The organism is Pedobacter sp. NJ-S-72 (genome assembly GCF_053890575.1).
Map to the genome: position 1 here is coordinate 3,882,879 of NZ_CM132681.1, position 19,366 is coordinate 3,902,244.

The 19,366-nt window shown below is 41.6% G+C and carries 22 protein-coding genes; 5 read left to right on the forward strand and 17 right to left on the reverse strand.

Annotation, left to right across the window (positions count from 1 at the left end; all coding sequences use genetic code 11):
- Positions 1-8 precede the first annotated feature (8 nt).
- On the forward strand, positions 9-278 hold the full coding sequence (locus ACWYN3_RS25755; protein WP_456216935.1) for a hypothetical protein: 270 nt from the start codon (positions 9-11) through the stop codon (positions 276-278).
- Between the two features lie 165 nt (positions 279-443).
- Here the strand turns inward: ACWYN3_RS25755 and ACWYN3_RS25760 are convergent, their stop codons facing one another.
- On the reverse strand, positions 444-731 hold the full coding sequence (locus ACWYN3_RS25760) for a hypothetical protein (RefSeq protein WP_456216936.1): 288 nt from the start codon (positions 729-731) through the stop codon (positions 444-446).
- Positions 732-904: 173 nt separating this feature from the next.
- Here ACWYN3_RS25760 and ACWYN3_RS25765 point away from each other — a divergent pair, with 173 nt between their 5' ends.
- The 4 genes from ACWYN3_RS25765 to ACWYN3_RS25780 all read left to right on the forward strand — a co-directional run bounded on the left by ACWYN3_RS25765 (position 905) and on the right by ACWYN3_RS25780 (position 4,087).
- Entirely contained in the window at positions 905-1,312 is a 408-nt protein-coding gene (locus ACWYN3_RS25765) for a hypothetical protein (RefSeq protein WP_456216937.1), read from the forward strand.
- 95 nt (positions 1,313-1,407) lie between these two features.
- A complete protein-coding gene (locus tag ACWYN3_RS25770) occupies positions 1,408-2,691 on the forward strand; it encodes an ATP-binding protein (protein WP_456216938.1) in 1,284 nt (427 codons plus the stop codon).
- A 38-nt stretch (positions 2,692-2,729) separates the two neighbouring features.
- A complete protein-coding gene (locus ACWYN3_RS25775) occupies positions 2,730-3,377 on the forward strand; it encodes a CHASE3 domain-containing protein (protein ID WP_456216939.1) in 648 nt (215 codons plus the stop codon).
- Positions 3,378-3,415: 38 nt separating this feature from the next.
- On the forward strand, positions 3,416-4,087 hold the full coding sequence (locus ACWYN3_RS25780; protein WP_456216940.1) for a sensor histidine kinase: 672 nt from the start codon (positions 3,416-3,418) through the stop codon (positions 4,085-4,087).
- Positions 4,088-4,298: 211 nt separating this feature from the next.
- Here the strand turns inward: ACWYN3_RS25780 and ACWYN3_RS25785 are convergent, their stop codons facing one another.
- From ACWYN3_RS25785 to ACWYN3_RS25860, 16 genes are all read right to left on the reverse strand, one after another.
- The gene (locus ACWYN3_RS25785; RefSeq protein ID WP_456216941.1) at positions 4,299-5,081 is read right to left on the reverse strand and encodes a PorP/SprF family type IX secretion system membrane protein; all 783 of its coding nucleotides are present in this window, start codon (positions 5,079-5,081) and stop codon (positions 4,299-4,301) included.
- A gap of 13 nt (positions 5,082-5,094) precedes the next feature.
- Positions 5,095-5,373, reverse strand: coding sequence for a gliding motility-associated C-terminal domain-containing protein (locus ACWYN3_RS25790; protein ID WP_456216942.1), 279 nt, complete (start codon positions 5,371-5,373; stop codon positions 5,095-5,097).
- Positions 5,358-5,858, reverse strand: a complete 501-nt coding sequence (locus tag ACWYN3_RS25795; protein ID WP_456216943.1) for a hypothetical protein — start codon at positions 5,856-5,858, stop codon at positions 5,358-5,360. Before ACWYN3_RS25795 ends, ACWYN3_RS25790 begins: the two co-directional genes overlap by 16 nt.
- Before the next feature lie 34 nt (positions 5,859-5,892).
- A complete protein-coding gene (locus ACWYN3_RS25800) occupies positions 5,893-6,327 on the reverse strand; it encodes a TlpA family protein disulfide reductase (protein ID WP_456216944.1) in 435 nt (144 codons plus the stop codon).
- A gap of 38 nt (positions 6,328-6,365) precedes the next feature.
- A complete protein-coding gene (locus tag ACWYN3_RS25805; RefSeq protein WP_456216945.1) occupies positions 6,366-6,857 on the reverse strand; it encodes a hypothetical protein in 492 nt (163 codons plus the stop codon).
- Complete coding sequence (locus tag ACWYN3_RS25810; protein ID WP_456216946.1) at positions 6,847-7,332, reverse strand: hypothetical protein; 486 nt, start codon at positions 7,330-7,332, stop codon at positions 6,847-6,849. The genes ACWYN3_RS25805 and ACWYN3_RS25810 overlap by 11 nt, the downstream gene beginning before the upstream one ends.
- Before the next feature lie 32 nt (positions 7,333-7,364).
- Positions 7,365-8,324: a hypothetical protein gene (locus ACWYN3_RS25815; RefSeq protein WP_456216947.1), complete on the reverse strand. Its 960-nt coding sequence runs from the start codon at positions 8,322-8,324 to the stop codon at positions 7,365-7,367.
- Between the two features lie 5 nt (positions 8,325-8,329).
- Positions 8,330-10,381: a hypothetical protein gene (locus tag ACWYN3_RS25820; RefSeq protein ID WP_456216948.1), complete on the reverse strand. Its 2,052-nt coding sequence runs from the start codon at positions 10,379-10,381 to the stop codon at positions 8,330-8,332.
- Between the two features lie 1,485 nt (positions 10,382-11,866).
- Positions 11,867-13,837 (reverse strand): hypothetical protein, encoded by a 1,971-nt coding sequence (locus ACWYN3_RS25825; protein WP_456216949.1) that lies wholly within the window; start codon positions 13,835-13,837, stop codon positions 11,867-11,869.
- Positions 13,834-14,391, reverse strand: a complete 558-nt coding sequence (locus ACWYN3_RS25830) for a hypothetical protein (protein WP_456216950.1) — start codon at positions 14,389-14,391, stop codon at positions 13,834-13,836. The genes ACWYN3_RS25825 and ACWYN3_RS25830 overlap by 4 nt, the downstream gene beginning before the upstream one ends.
- Complete coding sequence (locus ACWYN3_RS25835) at positions 14,378-16,402, reverse strand: fibronectin type III domain-containing protein (protein WP_456216951.1); 2,025 nt, start codon at positions 16,400-16,402, stop codon at positions 14,378-14,380. Before ACWYN3_RS25835 ends, ACWYN3_RS25830 begins: the two co-directional genes overlap by 14 nt.
- Before the next feature lie 20 nt (positions 16,403-16,422).
- Complete coding sequence (locus ACWYN3_RS25840) at positions 16,423-17,280, reverse strand: hypothetical protein (RefSeq protein ID WP_456216952.1); 858 nt, start codon at positions 17,278-17,280, stop codon at positions 16,423-16,425.
- 92 nt (positions 17,281-17,372) lie between these two features.
- A complete protein-coding gene (locus tag ACWYN3_RS25845) occupies positions 17,373-17,642 on the reverse strand; it encodes a hypothetical protein (RefSeq protein WP_456216953.1) in 270 nt (89 codons plus the stop codon).
- Between the two features lie 16 nt (positions 17,643-17,658).
- Positions 17,659-17,883, reverse strand: coding sequence for a hypothetical protein (locus ACWYN3_RS25850; protein WP_456216954.1), 225 nt, complete (start codon positions 17,881-17,883; stop codon positions 17,659-17,661).
- Positions 17,880-18,374: a hypothetical protein gene (locus ACWYN3_RS25855; protein ID WP_456216955.1), complete on the reverse strand. Its 495-nt coding sequence runs from the start codon at positions 18,372-18,374 to the stop codon at positions 17,880-17,882. Before ACWYN3_RS25855 ends, ACWYN3_RS25850 begins: the two co-directional genes overlap by 4 nt.
- Positions 18,362-19,354, reverse strand: coding sequence for a hypothetical protein (locus ACWYN3_RS25860; protein ID WP_456216956.1), 993 nt, complete (start codon positions 19,352-19,354; stop codon positions 18,362-18,364). The genes ACWYN3_RS25855 and ACWYN3_RS25860 overlap by 13 nt, the downstream gene beginning before the upstream one ends.
- Between the last annotated feature and the right edge of the window lie 12 nt (positions 19,355-19,366).

The window sequence follows — 19,366 nt, forward strand, 5'->3', positions numbered from 1 at the left end:
CAGGATATATGATATCAAAAAAAAAAAACATTCTGATTTCAGGATTAATATCCGGAGCTTATTTTATGATTCTATTTTCCGGACAACTTCAAAAAATAGCATCTCCATTTCCTGGAGCACTGGTTGAATTATTTACTGTACCATTGATAATTTTGCAATTTTCAACTATAGTATATTTTTTCTACCTGCTTATTAAAAAAATAAAATTACCAGCTGAATTTTATATCACAACGACTATTGCAGCTGTGATTATCACCTGTATTTTTAGTCTGAAATAACACAAAAGTTATTACCCCATTAAAATGGGATAATAACTCATTAAAAAGCGATGGAAGTATATACCATAAAGTATACGCTCATTCAGATTTATTTTATTTTAAACAGAAAAAAGAAATTTATGACAAGGCGTAGCCCTGCCCGATGTCCTGTTCAGACACCAGCATTTACTGTTTTAAATAGAATCTATACGGTTCGGGTTGGGGGAAATATTCAGGATAAGTAATCCTGGAAACAGGAACTTTAAAATCTATAGTCAGCTTTTCGTTAGGCGAAACTTCATGGTATCGATTTTTCTGTTCTGCACGTTCTTGTTCCTTCTCTTTCTCTTCGGTCTGCTTTAACTTATTCATCAGATAGCAATGTCCATTGCAATACATCCATGGGCGGGACTTATTCTCGCAAAGATTTTCTGCAATAAACTTCTGATTAGCCTCAAAACTGGCATAAACCATAAACCTTGATAGATTGGCACACTATCAGTGTGACTAATACAACTAAAGCGATCAGATGGTTTAACATTTGACCGCAAAGCCAAACATATAATACCCTTGTACCTAAAAACGAACTCTTTTTTTTGTAATATTGATCAGAAACTAGTTAAAAAAGCTTCTTATCGTTCGGGCATATGAATATTATTATCAGACTCAGAGAAAAATATGCGGCCTTATTAAGAGATAAGCAAATTCCATTAATGCAATCCAGAATCAGGATTTTAACTTTCGGATTAATCCTGATGCTTGCGCTGTTATTTATTATTTCAATCAACTCTCTGATTAAATCTGATTTTAAAACAGGTCTCAGATTATTGGCTTCCATAGGTGCAATGTCAGCCGGGCTTTACTTTCTGCTCGAAAAAAGCAACTGGCGGCTGGCTGGTCACCTTTTTCTATTAGCCCTTTGCAGTATTATCTGGACTAACATAATTCTATATTCCTTTGGCATTAACCTGGTCACTTTACAGCTTTCTTTAATTATTATTTCTGCCAGTTTTTACATTCTGGGAAAAAACTGGGGAATTGTTTTTATTCACTAATCAGTGTATTACCAATCATAGCACACCTGCTATTCACCCATAGCCAAAACGGGAAGATCACTGTAACTCCATTACAGCTTAACAATAGTTCGTTTATGCTGGCACTGATTGTCAACTTTGGTATTTTGATTACGATGCACCATGAGTTTTTTAAATCATTTTTCAAAAGCCACTCTAAAGAAAGAGAACTAAATATTCAACTGCAGTCTGCGCTTAGGGAAGCTCAGGAAGCTACACGCCTGAGATCGGATTTCCTCTCTTCAATGTCTCACGAATTACGGACACCTTTGCACGCAGTAATAGGACTGATTAATGTGCTGAGTATAGAAAATCCAAGGAAAGATCAGGAGGAAAATCTCGCTGTTCTGCGCTTTTCAGCAGAAAATCTGCTCGCTCTCATCAATGATACACTGGATTTTAGTAAGATGAATGCAGAACAGGTCGTATTGAATAAATCCCCGTTTAATCTGAGTACACTGTTAAATAACATACTAGCTTCTTTCAGGCAAAAAGCCGAACTGAAAAATATCGATATCAGGTTGAATCTGGATTTCGAAAACTCACCATTGCTGATCCTTGGTGATCAAACACGTCTTACTCAGATTTTAAACAACTTGATCTCTAATGCAGTGAAATTTACGGATAACGGCGGGCGCGTAGAAATTTCTGTCGGGACAAAAGCACGTACAGAAGATCATATCCTCTTACTTTTTGCTATTAAAGATTCTGGCATCGGCATTCCTAAGAACAAACAAGAGATCATCTTTGAGCCATTTTTACAGGCCAATAATAATATTACCAAACGTTATGGGGGGACAGGTTTAGGACTTGCTATCGTTAAACGACTGATAGACTTACATCAGAGTAAGCTCATTCTGGTCAGTGAAGAAAACACCGGTTCTGTTTTCTCTTTTGAAATCAATTATGAACTGGCTGCACCTATCGTTTCACAAGAACCTGAGCCACTGACCAGCCCTGCTATTTCAACGATCAGTAACCTGAACATCCTGATTGCAGAAGATAATATTATCAATATTATGCTCCTCAAAAAAATACTTGATCAATGGAACTGCAATTATTCTCTTTCAAAAGATGGGAAAGAAGCTCTCGACATGGTAAAAACAGGAGTATTTGATGTGGTATTGATGGATATACATATGCCTGTAATGGATGGCTTTGAAGCTTCCAGACAGATCCGGGAATTGCCCGATGTTAACATTTCTAAAATCAAAATCATTGCACTGACAGCCTCAAGTGATGTAGATATTCAGCAATCATTTAGTTATACCTATCTTGATGACTATCTCACCAAACCATTTTCTTCTCAATTATTAAAGGAGAAACTCGAAGGAGTAGTCCAGCAACTATCCGGCAAGTAAAACAGCTGATTGCTGATCACAAATAATTTTCAAATCATATGAAGCTTGACACCCGGCATCAACTCCAGCACATATACAGCAAAAGAACAGTACAGCTATTGATTCTGATTATTTTTAGTGCAATTCTAATTAATGGTATATTCTTTTTTCATCTCATCCGTCAAAACAAGGACAGCCTGAGAAAAAAAAGGGAGCAGAACGAAAAAGCGATGCAGCTGACCCGCAGAATCCTGGGGAATATGAAAGATGCTGAAATCGGGGAGCGGGGCTATATTCTAACTGGCAGAAAAAAATATATGCTGCCTTACACCAGAGCGATGGAAGTAGTTTACGTAAATCAGCAAAGGCTAACTAATCATATCAGGAGAAATTTTAATACAGATAATATAGATGATATCAATTTATTAAATAAAGCCATTACAGCAAAACGTACAGAACTGGAAAGAACAATCCTGTTAAAAAACCAGCACAAAGACGATGAGGTCCTGGATGAGATCAACTCTGATATCGGAGAGAATCAAATGAATAAAATCAGGGAAGTATGCAATGCGATGTTAAAAGATTACTATGAAAATATAACCACTGAAGATCAGAAAGTATCCAGAACATTGACCAGGACAAAGATCAGTCTCTTATTCTTTAGTACCATAGTGATCGTGGTAATTGGAATCATGAGCATCAAATAAAAGAAACAAAAAAAAAAAGGATTACTGACCTATTCGATGTGCTGGAACAGCAAAACTCAAAACTGATTATCCATCAGCAGGAGCTGCGCAGTTTAAGTGAAAACTTTTCCGCAAGAAACTCAGAACTGGAGCATTTCACGCATATCATTTCACACGATCTCAGGGGGCCTTTAAATAATATTCTTGCACTGACAAAGATTCTGGAAGATCAGGAAGATGCCAAGGTAAATGACCCCGCTTTCAAAATGCTAAAGAATGTATCTTCTGGATTATTTCATAAACTCGATGACCTGATTATCTTATTAAAAGAGAAAAAAAATGGGTTCCTGCTAAAGGAAACAGTTGTCTTTTCTGAACTTTTGGAAGAAGTCAAGACGAATCACCGAATGCAGATAGAAAAATCAGGGACAGTGATAGAGGCTGATTTCAGTGAGACCGATGAAGTCCCGTTTGCCAAAGTTTATATGCAAAGTATTCTGCAAAACCTGATCTCCAATGCGATCAAATACCGTGATCCGGCACGCAAAAATCACATAGCTCTTAAAACCTATATAAAAGAAAATACGGTACAATTAACAATTACAGATAATGGAAAGGGAATTGACCTGAATAAATATAGAAGTGAGATCTTTGGTTTGTTCAAAACCTTCCATATGGAACAGGACAGCCATGGGATCGGCTTGTACCTCGTCAAAAAAGCAAACTATTGAAATGGGAGGAGATATTACCATAAAAAGTGAAACTGGTGTGGGAACAACTTTTACCATCATTATCCCCACCAGGTCCGCTTAAATTATTTCCTCTGATCTTTTAGCAGGTTAATCTTAAGATTGATCTCAAAATCCCCCCCCGTACGCTGACGTTCTCCTGCCAGCTGACTCGTATAAAATCCTTGTATAAAAAAGTTCTCGTAATTGATCCCTACCCCAAAAGTAGAACTCTTATCACTATGATACATGCCAAGGAAAGAAACCAGGTTATTTTCCAATTTAAGATTCGTCCGATATCCCAGATATTATCTATGTCCTTTGCTCCTCTGAAACTAATTTTTGGTTCTATAGATACAACATCCAGCGTAGTCCCAATTTTATAAGAGACCGCAGCAAGGTAAGTTGATCCGTCAACAGTATTCATATCATCCTTTTTAAAGAACTTTTTCAGATTAGGCAAAGCAGCCTGCAAAGTAAGCCTGTCTGTGGTATAAGCCATCCCAAAGTCTCCGTCTACATAACTTTTACGCTGATTATATTTTGCCGCTGCCAGATCATCCGGAGTTGCAATAATACTCTGTTCATCCAGACGCTCTTTCATCATGCCCAAAGAGATTCCAAAATGCAGCGACCTGTTATCTATGTTCAATGGTAAGTGATAAGCATAGGTTCCCATCACACGCGTACGGCCAATTAATCCCGCCTTATCATTGTATACATTAAAACCAACCCCTACTTTATCTACTACACGATAATCACCACTTACGGCCATAGTCACAGGAGAACCGGGGATAGACCTCCATTGATTACGGTAACTCATATTGATATTCATGCCCTCGTCCATCCCCGCAAAAGACGGGTTACTGATATACTGGTTCTCATAATATTGAGTCCCCAGTGGTCTTATTTGTGCTGATACCTGCTGAATACCCGTAAAAATACAGATCGTCATCAAAGTCGTAAACAGCATTTTTTGATGTATAGATTTTATCATCTCTTATTTATAATTATTGTTCTTTCACTATTGTAATAAACCCTGTCTTTTTTGATTTCCCTGAATCGAAATAAAGGATATAGTAATAAGTATCCTCTGGTAATGGATTACCATTAAATTGGCCATCCCATGTATTGTCATAGCCAATCTTGTGAAAAACTACCCTGCCTTCTCTATCGAAAATTTTCAGCTCATTGTTGGGGTACTGGAGTATATTTTTAACAATCCACACATCATTTACCCCATCCCCATTGGGTGTAACCATATTATTAGCTTCTATATCCTTATACATAATTGCACACTTGTAGAAACCATACTCACCGCATTTAAATCAGCAAAAACTATAGGTTTGGTAAACAACTGCCCAACAAACCGCTCCGTTGGATTCGATACACTTTCCTTTTCCAGACTAAAGTCTTTATAGTTATTACTGGTGATTTTTGAATAGGCAAGCACCAGGTCTTTTGCTTCATTTCCATTCAATTCTATATCCTGAAAACTCAGGGCAAGCTCACCCTGAAAAGTTACCGGTCTGCTAAACCTGTACATCCGCTGAATACTATTAAACCTCGGCCAGATAACAACAGAAGGGTGCATGACAACAATCAGGTTATTTAAACTCCAGTCTTTGGACGGTACCAATGTCAATCCATCCGTACTGAATACTGTTTCGTTTTGAATAAAAAGACCTTCAGAGCCTACGCTTAACTGTGCCTTTAATGCCTGACTGGTCAATAGAGACAGACCGATAGTAAGTGATGCAATTAGTGTTTTCATTTTTTACCTTATTATATTTTTAACCCTTCCTATTCTATTTTAAAGCAGCTTTCAACTGTTCTAAAGTTTCAGGCAAGGCAACAATTTTATTGTTTTTTGCGTCTACCAAAACTAGTGTTGGTGTAGACAGGACGAAATAAGCATTAGCTTCCGGGCTTCTGATTCCCTGTTCTGCTCTTTTATGTTTGAAAGCTGGTAAGTTGACTTTTGATTTCTCCCATGCCGGGATTTCAGTTTCTGTCTCATCCAGACTAATGGCAAATACATCCATCATTTCTCTGTTTGCTGCTTCCTGGTACCAGGGATAAATTTTATCTAACAACTCTTTACAGTGCTGGCATTCTGCCGACCAGAACAAGACCAGTTTATATTTGGCTTCAGTTTTATAAGCATGAAATTGTACCGCTTTACCTGAGTTAAGTTTCCAGCTAAAATCAGGGGCAACAGATCCAATAACCAATGTTTCCATACCTTTCAGTCTTTGTTCGATGGCTTTTCTTTTAGCTGTTAAACAAAGTGGTCATTCAGATAAGGTTCCAGCATTTTAATCCCTGCTGTCATATTGAAACTTTCGAACCCGGTATAGAAATAGTCAACCATCCAGCCGTAAACTAAAGGATGTCCTGTGCGTGCCTGTTCAATAGCTCTCTTTCCTGCCAGTGTAAATAAAGAATCACGAAGCTGAACAGTGGTAGACATAGCCCCGTAAATGTTCACGTATTTATCCATCCAGTCTTTGATGTCCGTAGTTTTCAGCATCAGCGGATTTTTGAACTCCATGCTATCAAAATAATGTGCAATGACACTGTTCATCCGGTCAGTTTCTGTTCCTTTCCATAAAATCGGAGAAACATACTGGAAGGCAAAACCGTTGCTGACAAAAGCAGCTTTATGTTGTTCAATCTGTGTCTTTACCCAACCGTTATAGGTTAATCTTCTTTGCTCATATTCTTCTGTTCCCAAAGCGAAAAACTTAGAATCGGGCTGATCATAATTCATCAGGAAATTTTGCAGTAATCCTAAATTGTTCTCTCTTCTTCAGGTTATCTTTTGAAAAAGAAGCAAACAAAGTATTCTCTATTTCTCCCTTTTGAAAATAAGTACTGTCCGGATGATTCAGCGCTTTAGGGCGAGCCCACAATTCAAGGTTCTGGTTATTGACGAAAATATGTTTTTCGGCAGGATACGGAGTACTCGTTTCTTTATCCTGATAGTCAAAACGCAGTATCAATTCTGCAGGTAACTGTGCTTTGGAAATTTGCAATACTGCTGTCTCCCCGTTTTTTATCCCTGGATTTTCAGCTATAGTTTTCAGGGAAGATCCTGCTATGGATTGTAAAGTAATCTTACTTTTTGACACCCCTGATAAATGTATTTTCAGACTAACATCCTGTCCGTTCGCACCTATGCCAAGCAGACATAAAAATGCAATGGATAAAGGCCGCACTGCGTTTTTAAATTGGTTCTTGATCATTTCTATATTTATTATTTAATTCTATTCTTTTTTTAATCTTTCAGACAGCGGACGGACAGGCATAGCCCAGGCTTTATCATTTGCTGCCGTTGCTGTTCCATTGAAATAATAACCATATACCATGTTTTTTTATTCTGTGTACCGCTCCAATACACATCTAACGCTCCTCTTGAGGTAAGCGTAGCTCCATTAAAATATCCCGCCGGATGAATCTTTACTTCAGAATTAAACACATCAGTCGTACTCGCCCAGTTTTGCGGGGTTCCATAAGCAGCATTCCACTCGGCCAAAGTTGGCAAACGCCATTTACCTCCAAGAAGCTGAGTACATGGATCATTTTCTGGTAACCAATCCATATTTTCACTAAAAGGTGGCAGCCATACAGCGTTAGGTGTACGGACTGCACCACCATCCATTTTGTACCCTTGTAAACGGTTAAACTGCCAGTACCAGCCTGCTGAAGCCTCAGTAGCATCATTTACTGCCGTGGCCTGCCTGTCAGCACCCAGATTCTGGGTAATCCAGCATTTAGCCGCGCCTGAGAGATTGGTATTTACCGTACTATAAGTAATAGTTTTATCTACAGCTGCGCCCTTCAGGCCAGCCTTGTGGGTTACTGTAAATGGTAAACATATTTTAAAGCTGGCATCCGTTGCACTATAGCCCGTACCAGCACTATTTGTTGCAAATGCACGAACGTAATAGGTAGGACCTTCAACCAGATTTGATAATGTTCCCGTCACAGCACCAAGCCCTGTACCATCCTGAATTACATTATCTTTCAAATCAGGGCTCCCTGTAGTATTCCAAACGAAACCTCTGGCGGTCACCGGGGCACCATTGTCAAGAACGATGTTCGCATTACCTACTGCGGTAGCGGAGTTTATCTTTGCAGCAGGTATGACTACATAGTCAACTGAAGGAGGGGTAATAACCGGCTGATCACGGATACAACGAACCGGCATAGCATAAGACTTAAGGGACCCAATCATTCCCGTTACCCCATTGAGATAAGGATAAAGACCATTATCTGTGTCTCTCTGATTAGCTGCCAGTAGTAGTTTATCTGTGTTCCTGAAGCTGTTTTGACTGCATTACTGTAGTTCAGAAAGCCCGCAGCGTGCAACTTCAGTTCTGTTGCATAGCCCATGTTTATCGTACTTAAACCCTGAGCAGGTGCTATTATATTAGCATATTCTGTACTGGTAGGTATCCGCCAGCCACCACCAAGAAGTAAGATACAAGGATCATTAGCCCGGCTCCAGTTTGAATCCTCCGAAATGGATGAGATCCAGTTTGTGGCTGGTGTACGCACTCCTCCAATAGATTTAAAAGCCTGTATTTTGTTAAATTGCCAGTACCATCCGGCTGCTCCATTTGTCGCATCATTTGCCGAAACGGCTTCATTATCAGCACCAAGATCTTGCGTAATCCAGCATTTGGCTGTACCAGAAAGCGATGAGTTTACGGAATGATAAGTCACAGTCTTGGTTTCTGGTGCACCATTCAATCCCGCTACATGTGAAATTGTAAAAGTTGGAGGACAAATTTTAAAGCTTATTTTTGTTTCTTTACTGTATCCGGTGCCCGCACTGTTAGTTGCAAAAGCCCTGACATAATAAGTAGGCGTTTCTGTTAAACCCGTTAATTTACCAGTTATAGCTCCTAATCCGGAACCCGCGTGAACTATCTGATCTGCAAGAGTCGGATTACCTGTAGTATTCCAGACAAATCCTCTGTCTGTAACCGGAGTTCCTCCATCAGACGCAGTTATCGCCTGTCCGTCTGCCGTAGTCATGGTCATTCCTGAGGCTGGTATAGTAACCTTACTTAAGGAAGGAACACCCAATATCAACTCATCACGAAGACAGCGGAGTGTGAATCCATACTTTTTCTCTATCAGCTGTGTGGCTAACAATCCAGGTCTGAAATAGGTGAAATTCACTTGAGTTGCATTTCTGGATGTGCTGGGAAAGAAATTACCCTGTGCACCACGACTTCCGGGGTTACCAGACAAATCTATTAAACCACCTGTATGAATTTTAAGTACAGAAGCATAAGTATCACCTGAACCTGTCCAGCCATTACTGTAAACATTAGTCCACTCTGTTTCTGTAGGTAATCTCCAGCCAGTTGACAATAACTGAACACAGGGATCATTATCTGTACTCCAGTCAACGGTTTCACTAATAGCAGGCCATGCTGTTGCTGGTACACGACCAGCTACGGGATCAACTTTATAACCTTGCAAACGGTTAAACTGCCAGTACCATCCAGATGAAGGTTCTGAGTTATCAGTTCCTGAAAGTGCTTCCCTGTCGGCACCAAGATTCTGTGTGATCCAGCATCTTGCAGCGCCAGAAAGTTTAGTGTTTACGGAATGATAGGTTACTGTTTTAGTTACCGGTGCACCATTCACCCCTGCAATATGTGTAACGGTAAATTCAGGAGGACATATTTTAAAGCTCTCTGATTCTTTGCTGTAACCGGTACCTTTACTATTGGTTGCGTACCCGCGTACATAATAAGTAGGGCCTTCTTTTAATCCGGTTAGTACCGCGTTGAACGTCCCTAAACCTGCTCCTGAACGAATGACATTATCGGCTATAGTCGGGTTACCTGTCGTGTTCCATACCAGCCCTCTGTCTGTAACCGGTGATCCGCCATCCGGAGAAACCATTGCTGAACCAGATGCCGAAGTTGTAGTCATCGTTGCAGCAGCAATAGTAACCTTACTTACAGACGGAGCTGAGGTAGTTAGCTCATCACGAAGACAACGAACAGAGAAACCATATGATTTTGACAATGCACTATAGGCTGGTGAGCCTCCATCAATATAGTTGACCCACGAAGTAGTCACAGCATTTGAAGTACCAGACCAGTAATTAGCCTGGCTTCCACGTTTCGCTAAACCGCCATTAGGGCTATCCAGTAATCCTGCACCATGTATTTTTAAAGGCGAAGCAAAAGTTTGTGTGATAGATTTCCAGTTTTGAGGAGCACCAAAAGCATTTGTCCATTCCTGACCTGTAGGTAATCTCCAGCCCATTCCTAATAATTGAAACGCATGGATCGTTTTCGGCGGTCCAGTCACTGTTCTCAGAAATTGACGGAAGCCATGCCGTAGCTGGTGTACGGACTCCTTCTGATTTATAACCTTGTATTTTATTAAACTGCCAGTACCATCCACCCGCTGATTCGGCAATATCAGTTGCTGAGGTAGCTTCTCTGTCTGCTCCCAGGTTTTGAGTGATCCAGCATCTTGCAGCACCAGAAACAGTAGAACTGATGGTATGATAAACAACTGTTTTAGATACCGGTGCACCATTAAGACCGGCAAAATGATCAACGGTAAAGGTTTCAGGACATATTTTAAAACTGTTAACCTGTGGGCTATACGCTGTTCCAACACTACTGGTCGCATATGCTGTGATATAATAAGTCGGACCTTCTACTAAACCGTTTAATACATCATTGAAACTCCCTGCCCCTGTCCCTTTAGAAATAATTGTTCCATTTTCTAAAGTTGGATTACCCGTCATATTCCAGATTAATCCACGTGCGGTAATTTCAGCACCTCCGTCAAAAGTAATTTCAGCTGTTCCTTTAGCAGTAGTTGGTGTCATTTCTGATAAGATGACCAGACTCACAACCGGAAGAACCTGCGGAGTATTAAAAATCTCCAGGTTTCCATATCCGGTACCTACACTATTAGTCGCATAAGCTCTGATATAGTATTTAGTAGCAATTGTTAAAGGAGTTAAATTACTCACAAAAATACCCTCGCCCGCGCCATTTGCTGTTTTTGTAGTTAAGGAGACTAATGGATCTGTTTTTGTATCCCAAATGACTCCTCTTGCCGTTACAGGAGCACCGTTCTCAGCTGTAACCTCTCCTCCGCTGATTGCAGAAGCCGTCAGAATAGCTGTTGCAGGAGCAGTTTTCAGCGCTGGAACATCAAAAGTGGTAAGGCTTTCCTGGTTACCATAACTGGTTCCAACACTATTGGTCGCATAAGCTCTGACATAGTATTTCGTCCCTTTGATTAAGCCTGTAATATTGCTGGTGAAAGCAGCAATACCCTGGCCATTAACGGTTTTTAACAAGCCGTCTGCTGTTGGATTTTCTTCCGTACTCCAGCATACCCCTTTTGCAGTTACTGGTACTCCGCCATCACTGCTGATTGTACCTCCTGAATTCGCAGCATTCTGAGTAATTGCGCTTGGTTTAGTAGTGATCAATGTAGCCAGGGCGGGGGTGGTGAAAACTGCCGATTTCGCACTATATCCGGTTCCTATGCTATTTTTACCGTAAGCCCATACAAAATATTTAGTTGCCGGAAGTAAATTAGTCAGTGTTCCGGTAATTGAAATTCCGGTTGCACCAATGGACAGACTATTGGTAAAATCTGCCGGAATCACATCTTCTGTGTTCCAGACCAGTCCAAGATCAATGATCGCAGCACCACCGTCAGAAACTAAGTTAGCTATACCATCTGCACTGCTCACTTTCGTATTCGAAAGAATCACAGTACTTAAATTTGGTACAATTGCCGATGTGTAAAAGTCACTTCATTACCGTAGGCAGTTCCAACACTATTGGTTGCAAATGCGCGGATATAATAAGTCGTACCTGGAATTAAACCGGCGAATACATTGTTAAAAGTCCCTGTACCTGCGGTACCATTAATAATCTTCGTTGGCAGGGCGATAGTTGGTGAGCTGGTTAAGCCCCATACCATTCCCCTGGTTACTACTGGCATTCCCCCATCGTCTGTGACATTTCCGCCACCCACAGCCGAGAATCCCTCAATAGCAGTAACTGGTGCAGTAGTTAAGGCAGGCAGAGCAACTGAATTCGTTGTAAGAGTGATTGGGCTTCCATAAGTAATCCCCACGCTATTCGTAGCATATGCCCTTACATAGTAAGTTGTCTTCGGTTTTAAACCGGTAAGATTTGCTGTAAAACTTCCAATTCCGCTAGTAACCAGATCTATTGTTTTGGTAGGCAGATCTGCTGTTGGATTATCATAGATACTCCATACGATTCCACGACTGGTTATTGGTGTGCGGCCGTCGTCTGTAATTTTACCGCCGCTGACAGCTGTCGTAGCGAGGATATTTGTAGCCGGGGTAGTCGCAGTTAAAGTTGGAACTGTAAGGGTTGTAAATGATTTTTTTTCCAAACCATAGGCAACCCCTATCCCATTGACTGCATAAGCCCTGACATAATAAGTTGTGTTTTGTTGTAAACCGGTCAGGTAACTCGTAAAATTTCCATCTCCATAGTCCACATCACTGGTTTTGGTAGTTAAAGAGATCGCAGGATTCTGTGAAGTGCCCCAGACGATACCTCGTTTGGTAATCAGCGCACCGCCATCTTTAACTATTTCGCCACCACTTGTACCCGTTGAACCGGTAATCGCGGTTACGATATTTGTATTCAGGATCGGCGAGGTAGGAAAAATAGAAACAGTCAATTGATTCCCATAGGCAGTTCCTGCACTATTGGTCGCATAAGCACGAATATAATAGGTCGCGCTTCTTTCCATATGGTTAATGTCACTGATAAAATTCCCGATACCACTTCCATCAATCGTTTTATTATTGACAACAGTATCTGGTTTGAAATTAGCCCGCCTGCTCCATAGTAAACCACGTGCAGTAACAGGATTTCCTCCATCTTTAGTGATGGTCCCACCACTGCTGATCGAGTTTTCTGAAGTAATCACAGGATCACTTGTCGTGATACTTGCTAAAAGCGGACCTGTTGTAAAGCTGATTTCATTTCCGTAAGCTATACCAATCTGGTTAGCTGCATACGCCCTTACATAGTATTTTGTAACTGGTTTAAGTGCATTCAGTGAGCTGGTAAAAACTCCTGTTCCGGCATCACTTGTTTTAGTCGCCAGACCGATAGTTGGATTCGTGCCGGTACTCCAGCATACGCCTTGTGCTGTGATCGGTGTGCCACCAGTTTCAGTGATAATACCACCGCTCAACGCACTTATTCCAGTCACCAACGAAGCTTCGATTGTAGTTACAGTTGCAATTTTCGGGGTGGTGAAACTAATTTCATTTCCATATTCAGTACCTACACTGTTTGAAGCGTAAGCACGTACATAATAAGTGCTGCCCGGAGATAAGCCTGTCAGTGTACTGATGAACTGCCCTTTACCTGCCCCTGACTGAACTGTCCTGTTAACGGTTACCGTTGCAGGATTAAAATTAGACTGGGTACTCCAGACTACTCCACGGGTGTCTGCAACAACACCACCTTCGTCCGTAATATTTCCACCGCCTGAAGCGGTATTACCAGTAATTTGTGAAGGTATAAGGGTGGTTAATAAACTAAGTCCCGGAGGATAAGTAGTGAAACTAACCTGTTGTCCGTAGGCTATGCCTGCCATTGTTATTGCATAAGCTCTGACATAGTATTTTGTATCTGGTTTCAAATCTTTAAGCCTGGTATCAAAGCTTCCGGTACCAGCCCCATTACTGGTCACATTTCCAGCTGTAGCATCAGGGACAAAGTTAGCAATGGTACTCCAAACGATACCTTTGCGGTAACCGGAGATCCTCCGCTACTGGTAACTGTTCCGCCTATGGTTGCTGAAGTATTGGCAACTAATGTTGGTGAGTTGGTTGTTAATGCAGCAAAATCAGCAGTGGTAAAACTAATTACGTTTCCATAAGAAGTTCCGGCTATACTGACTGCATAAGCACGTATATAGTAGGTAGTTCCTGGAACCAGTTTTTTTAGATAACTGGTAAAAATCCCTTTCTCGTAACCTGTCTCCGCGGTTCTGTTAGTTAATTCAGCAGCAGGATCGAAATCAGGATGACTACTCCAGATAATCCCTCTGGTGCTGACCAGTGCACCACCATTACTGGTAATTTCACCGCCCGAAGTAGCAGTAGTCGCTGTGATGTCAGTACCTTTAGTGGTAATAATGGTAATTGGAACGGGTGGTTTAGTGGTTAGACTATCCAGATTCCCATATCCTGTACCTGCAAAATTAGTTGCAAAAGCACGCACATAATATTTAACAGACCCCATCCAGGTCTTTCATTGCTGTGGTAAAATTACCAGAGCCCGAACCTGCGATTACATTTTCATCTGCCAGCGTTGGATTTTTAGTAGTACTCCAGCAAATACCGTTACTGGTGATATAATTACCACCATTCGTAATAATACTTCCGCCACTAATAGCTGATGTACTTGTAATTGTTGCAGGAATTGGTGTTAATGTAGTTAAGGTTGGTACACTTGGTGTTCTGAGAACGATCTCGTTACCAAAAACCAAACCTACAGGATTGACCGCATAAGCACGTACATAATAGGTCGTACCAGGTAATAAACCCTTAAGTTCACTAACAAAATCGTCGGTACTTTTCTGAATTGTTTTTTGTTTGGTGGCCGTGTCTGGCTGGAATCCCGAAACTGTACTCCATATAATTCCATTGACCGTAAATAATGCTCCACCATCACTAATAATCTTTGCTCCGCTTGACGCGCTGGTTCCAGTAATCTCTGTCGCTTCCAATGTCCTGATTACAGGGGTTACAGGTGGCCCGGTGGTGAAACTGATCTCATTTCCATAAGCAGTACCGGCATTGTTAACTGCATAAGCACGTATATAATAGGTTGTGTTCCCCTTTAATTTGGGCACGGTATGAATAAAGGTTCCAACACCTGTCCCGCCCTGAGTTTTTGTTGATAAGTCTGTAGTTGGATTCGGTGCCGTACTCCAGATGATCCCGCTTTTTGTTACTTTATCACCACCGTCACTAAAAATATCTCCCCCACTCACCGCTTCTGTACTGGTCACACTAGTTGCACCAGTGGTAATTAATGAAGGAATAGTAAAGGTTTTAAAAATCTCCTGTTCTCCAAATACGACCCCCACGCTATTGACTGCGTAAGCTCTTACATAATATGTTTTATTAGGTACCAGTCCTGTAATCGTACTACTGAATTTTCCTGCTCCACCTGTTTCCTGTGTCTTGGCTGACATCGAAAGACTGGGACTAAAATTAGCCGTCACACTCCAGACTACACTCTTTGAAGTAATTTCAGCACCCCCCGTTTCTGTCACATCTCCCCCGCCAGCCGCAGTAGATCCCAAAGTTGCCAGAATTGACGAAGTCACGACTGTTGGTTTTTCTGGTGGCCCGGTCAGAAAAGAGCCCATATTGCCATAGCTTATGCCTACGTTATTGATCGCATAAGCCCTGATATAATATTTGGTATTACCCAACAGCCCTTTAATATCGCTTACAAAAATTCCGGTTCCACCTCCGTTACTTGTATGCAAATCATCAATTGATGGATTATTTGTCGTACTCCAGCAGACTCCCCGGGTATTTACAGCCACCCTGCCATCATCAGTAATTTCTCCGCCACTAGTCGCTGTAGTATTTTTAATCAAGGCAACAGCAGCTGTTTTTAACTGTGGAAGCTCAGGCGTTTTAAATATAAATTCCTCTCCATAAGCGGTACCCATTGCATTGATCGCATAAGCCTTCACATAATAGGTTGTACCTGGTGTAAGCGAAGTCATATAATTACGGAACAACCCTTTAGCACTCCCAGTCATATTCTGCTCAGCTTTCGTAGCCAATGCCGTAGTCGGATTCGGTTCCGTACTCCAGCAAATCCCACGTTTAGTTATCGGTGCTACACCATTACTGGTAATATCCCCACCACTAGTTGCCACCCTTCCGTTAAGACCTTCAAAGCCACCATCTACATAACTCGCTGCATCATAATTGAAAGGAACCAGAGTTGTTAACGTGGGCAAAGAAGTAGTGATAAAACTAGATTCACTGCTAAAACTTGTTCCGACGCTATTCTTTGCATAAGCCCGGACATAGTATAGTGTGCCAGGTTTCAGGTCTGTGATATTACAAATAAATGTCCCGATATCCGTTGTATTGACAGAGGTTGATGGACCATAAATTATGTTTACCCGATCTGTACTCCAGCTCATTCCACGTTCAGTCACGACCTCACCACCATTATTGATAATAGTGACTTCACTGACTGCCGAAACATCTGTGATGTCCACAATTTTGATATTCGGAGAGCTTAATACTGGTGCTGTAGCTGGGGGGTGGTAAAATGAAGCAAATTGCCATAAGCCTTACCAATAATATTTACCGCATAAGCACGTACATAATAGGTTGTGTTTTTTAACAGGTCAACCAGGCGGCTTGGAAATGTTCCAACACCAGAACCATCCTGGGTAATCACTGCGTTCTCGTCATCTTTTGGATCGCCAGTTGTATTCCAGGTTATACCACGCGCGGTAACTGGTGCACCGCCATCACTATTAATTATCCCACCACTATTAGCCATCACCGGAAAGATGTTATCAATTTCCAGGGTAATGATTGATGGCAAAGAGGCCATCGCCGAGGTAAAGGTTAAATCTTCACCATATACTATACCCGAACTGTTTACGGCATAAGCACGTACATGGTAAACTGTATTGGCTTGTAAACCGGATATAATACCTGGAAAAAGACCGGTATCAGTTCCAAAAATAAAGTTCCTGGTTTTAGTAGTATCTAATGTAGTATCCGGATAAACGCTTGTACTCCAGCAGATCCCCTGCAAGGTTATAGCAGACCCGCCATTGCTACTAATTTGCGCACCACTAAGAGCCGAGATATTTGTGATTTTTGTAGGTTGTATGGTTGAGATTACTGGTAAACAACTTATATCTTTCCATTTAGTCCCGTCGTAAAAACGGATAGCTTTGGATACAGTATTGATATAAATAGCACCAGCTGACAAGCCTAAAGGCGCCGGATTACTATTGAGTACTGGTAATTTAGAAATCTTTAATCCGCTGTTGGTGGAGAAACCATTGTGTGGTTTAAAATTACTTTTTGCCAATAATTTAGCTACCGCATACCATGAATTTCCATCATTGACCATCATGGTCTTTTCTGTTTTAGAGAAGTAAACGCCTCCGGAAGATATGGTACCCGCGGGTTCCTGATTTAAAGAAGGTAAATATGGAATTCCTGTTTTTACTTCCAGATAATCTTTAACAGTAGTGGTATTAATATATTACTGCTGCATAAAGTTTCCCAGGTTGATCCGTTATAGATCATCGGCTGTTTATCCGGCTTACTGTAAACTAACATTCCCGGTAAAGGTGAGGTGAGCGTAACAGGATCAATTGCCGGAAGATGAGGTATACCACCAATAACCCTAAAAAATGCCTGTGCCGAAACTGAAACGGTTCCGGCAAGCAATAGGAAACAAATAATCTTTATCGTGTGGTAGAGTGTCTTCAATTTTTATTCTTGTTATTTAATCTTTTAAGCAGCGCAGAGATAGTCCCACCGCTTTATCATTAGAGAGTGCCCCTCTGTAATTGGAAAAATAGTATCCCTGATTAGCAGTAGTATAAGTTGTACTGCTCCAGTAATTACTGTTGCCCCCTCTGGGAGTTAATGCACCTATTGTATTCAAATCGCCTCCGGCATGAAGTTTTAAGACTGAGGCATAAGCATCGGCAGCAGTCTTCCAGTTCACAGGAGTACCAAAATTCCCCATGCATTTGTCCACTCTGTATTGGTTGGAATCCGCCATCCTCCGCCAAGAAGTTGTGTACATGGATCATTTGCAGCGATCCAGTCCCGCCATTCAGAAAAAGTATTCAGCCATCCAGTTGAAGGTGTACGCGTGGTTCCATCATGTTTATAGCCCTGAATTCTGGCGAATTGCCAATACCAACCCGCTGAAGCTTCTGTTAAATCTTTTAAGTCTGTAGCCTGTTGATCGGCACCAAGATTCTGAGTAATCCAGCATTTGTCCAGTCCGGATAGTTTAGTACTGACCGTTCCATAAGTTACGGTCTTGTCTACCGGCGCACCGTTCAGTCCTGCGCGGTGAATCACGGTAAATGGCATACAGATTTTAAAACTTGTAGCCACTTCACTGTAAGCCGTTCCTACACTATTGGTTGCATAAGCACGCACGTAATAGGTAGGCCCGCTTTCTAAACCGGAAATCAATCCGTCCATTTTACCCGTACCTGAACCGTAAGAACTACCTGATCTGAAAGCGTAGGATTACCTGTGGTATTCCAGACAAATCCGCGTGCGGTTACTGCTGCATTGCCATCCGGGTTGATCACCGCTGAACCTTTAGCAGTAGTCGCAGTCATCTCTGCCAGCGGCAAACTCACCACACTTACTGAAGGTAAAGTTTGTAACATTTCGTTGCGCAAACAACGAACCGGTAAGCCCGAATATTTGTAAACGGTATTCATACTACCTGCATAAAGCATCTTCCCATCTGTGGTTGAATTGCCGGTGCTACTCCAATAACGAGCATCAGTTCCTCTGCCGGTTAAGGTGGCCGGGTTATTCGTAAGATACCCCGCTCCATGAAGTTTTAAAACTGAAGTATACATATCTGCCGCAGATCTCCAGTTTTGAGGAGCTGCAATCGCACTAGTCCATTCTACACTTGTTGGCAGTCTCCAGCCACCACCCAGCATTCTTGAACAAGGATCATTTACAGCTAACCACTGTGAATTCTCATCTATGGAGCTCACCCATGGAACTGCTATATTATCAGGGGTACGGGTGGTTCCTTCCATTTTATATCCCTGTGACCGGTTAAACTGGAAGTACCAGCCCGCAGAAGCTTCAGTAGCATCATTTAACGATACAGCCTGCTGGTCTGAACCCAGGTTCTGGGTAATCCAGCAGCGCGCTTCGCCTGAAACATTTGTACTTATTGTTTTGTAGGTTACCGTTTTATCCACAGGCGCGCCATTTAAGCCGGCGGTATGAATAACCGTTAATGGTAAACAAACTTTAAAGCTGCTCACAACCGGGCTGAATGCCGTACCCACACTATTGGTCGCAAAAGCGCGAACATAATAAACTGGTACTTCGTTCAGTCCTGTAAGCATACCTGTAATATCACCGGTACCACTACCTAAAGCAATGACCTGGTCTGTCATCCCTGGGTTACCTGTTATATTCCAGACCAAACCTCTGGCTGT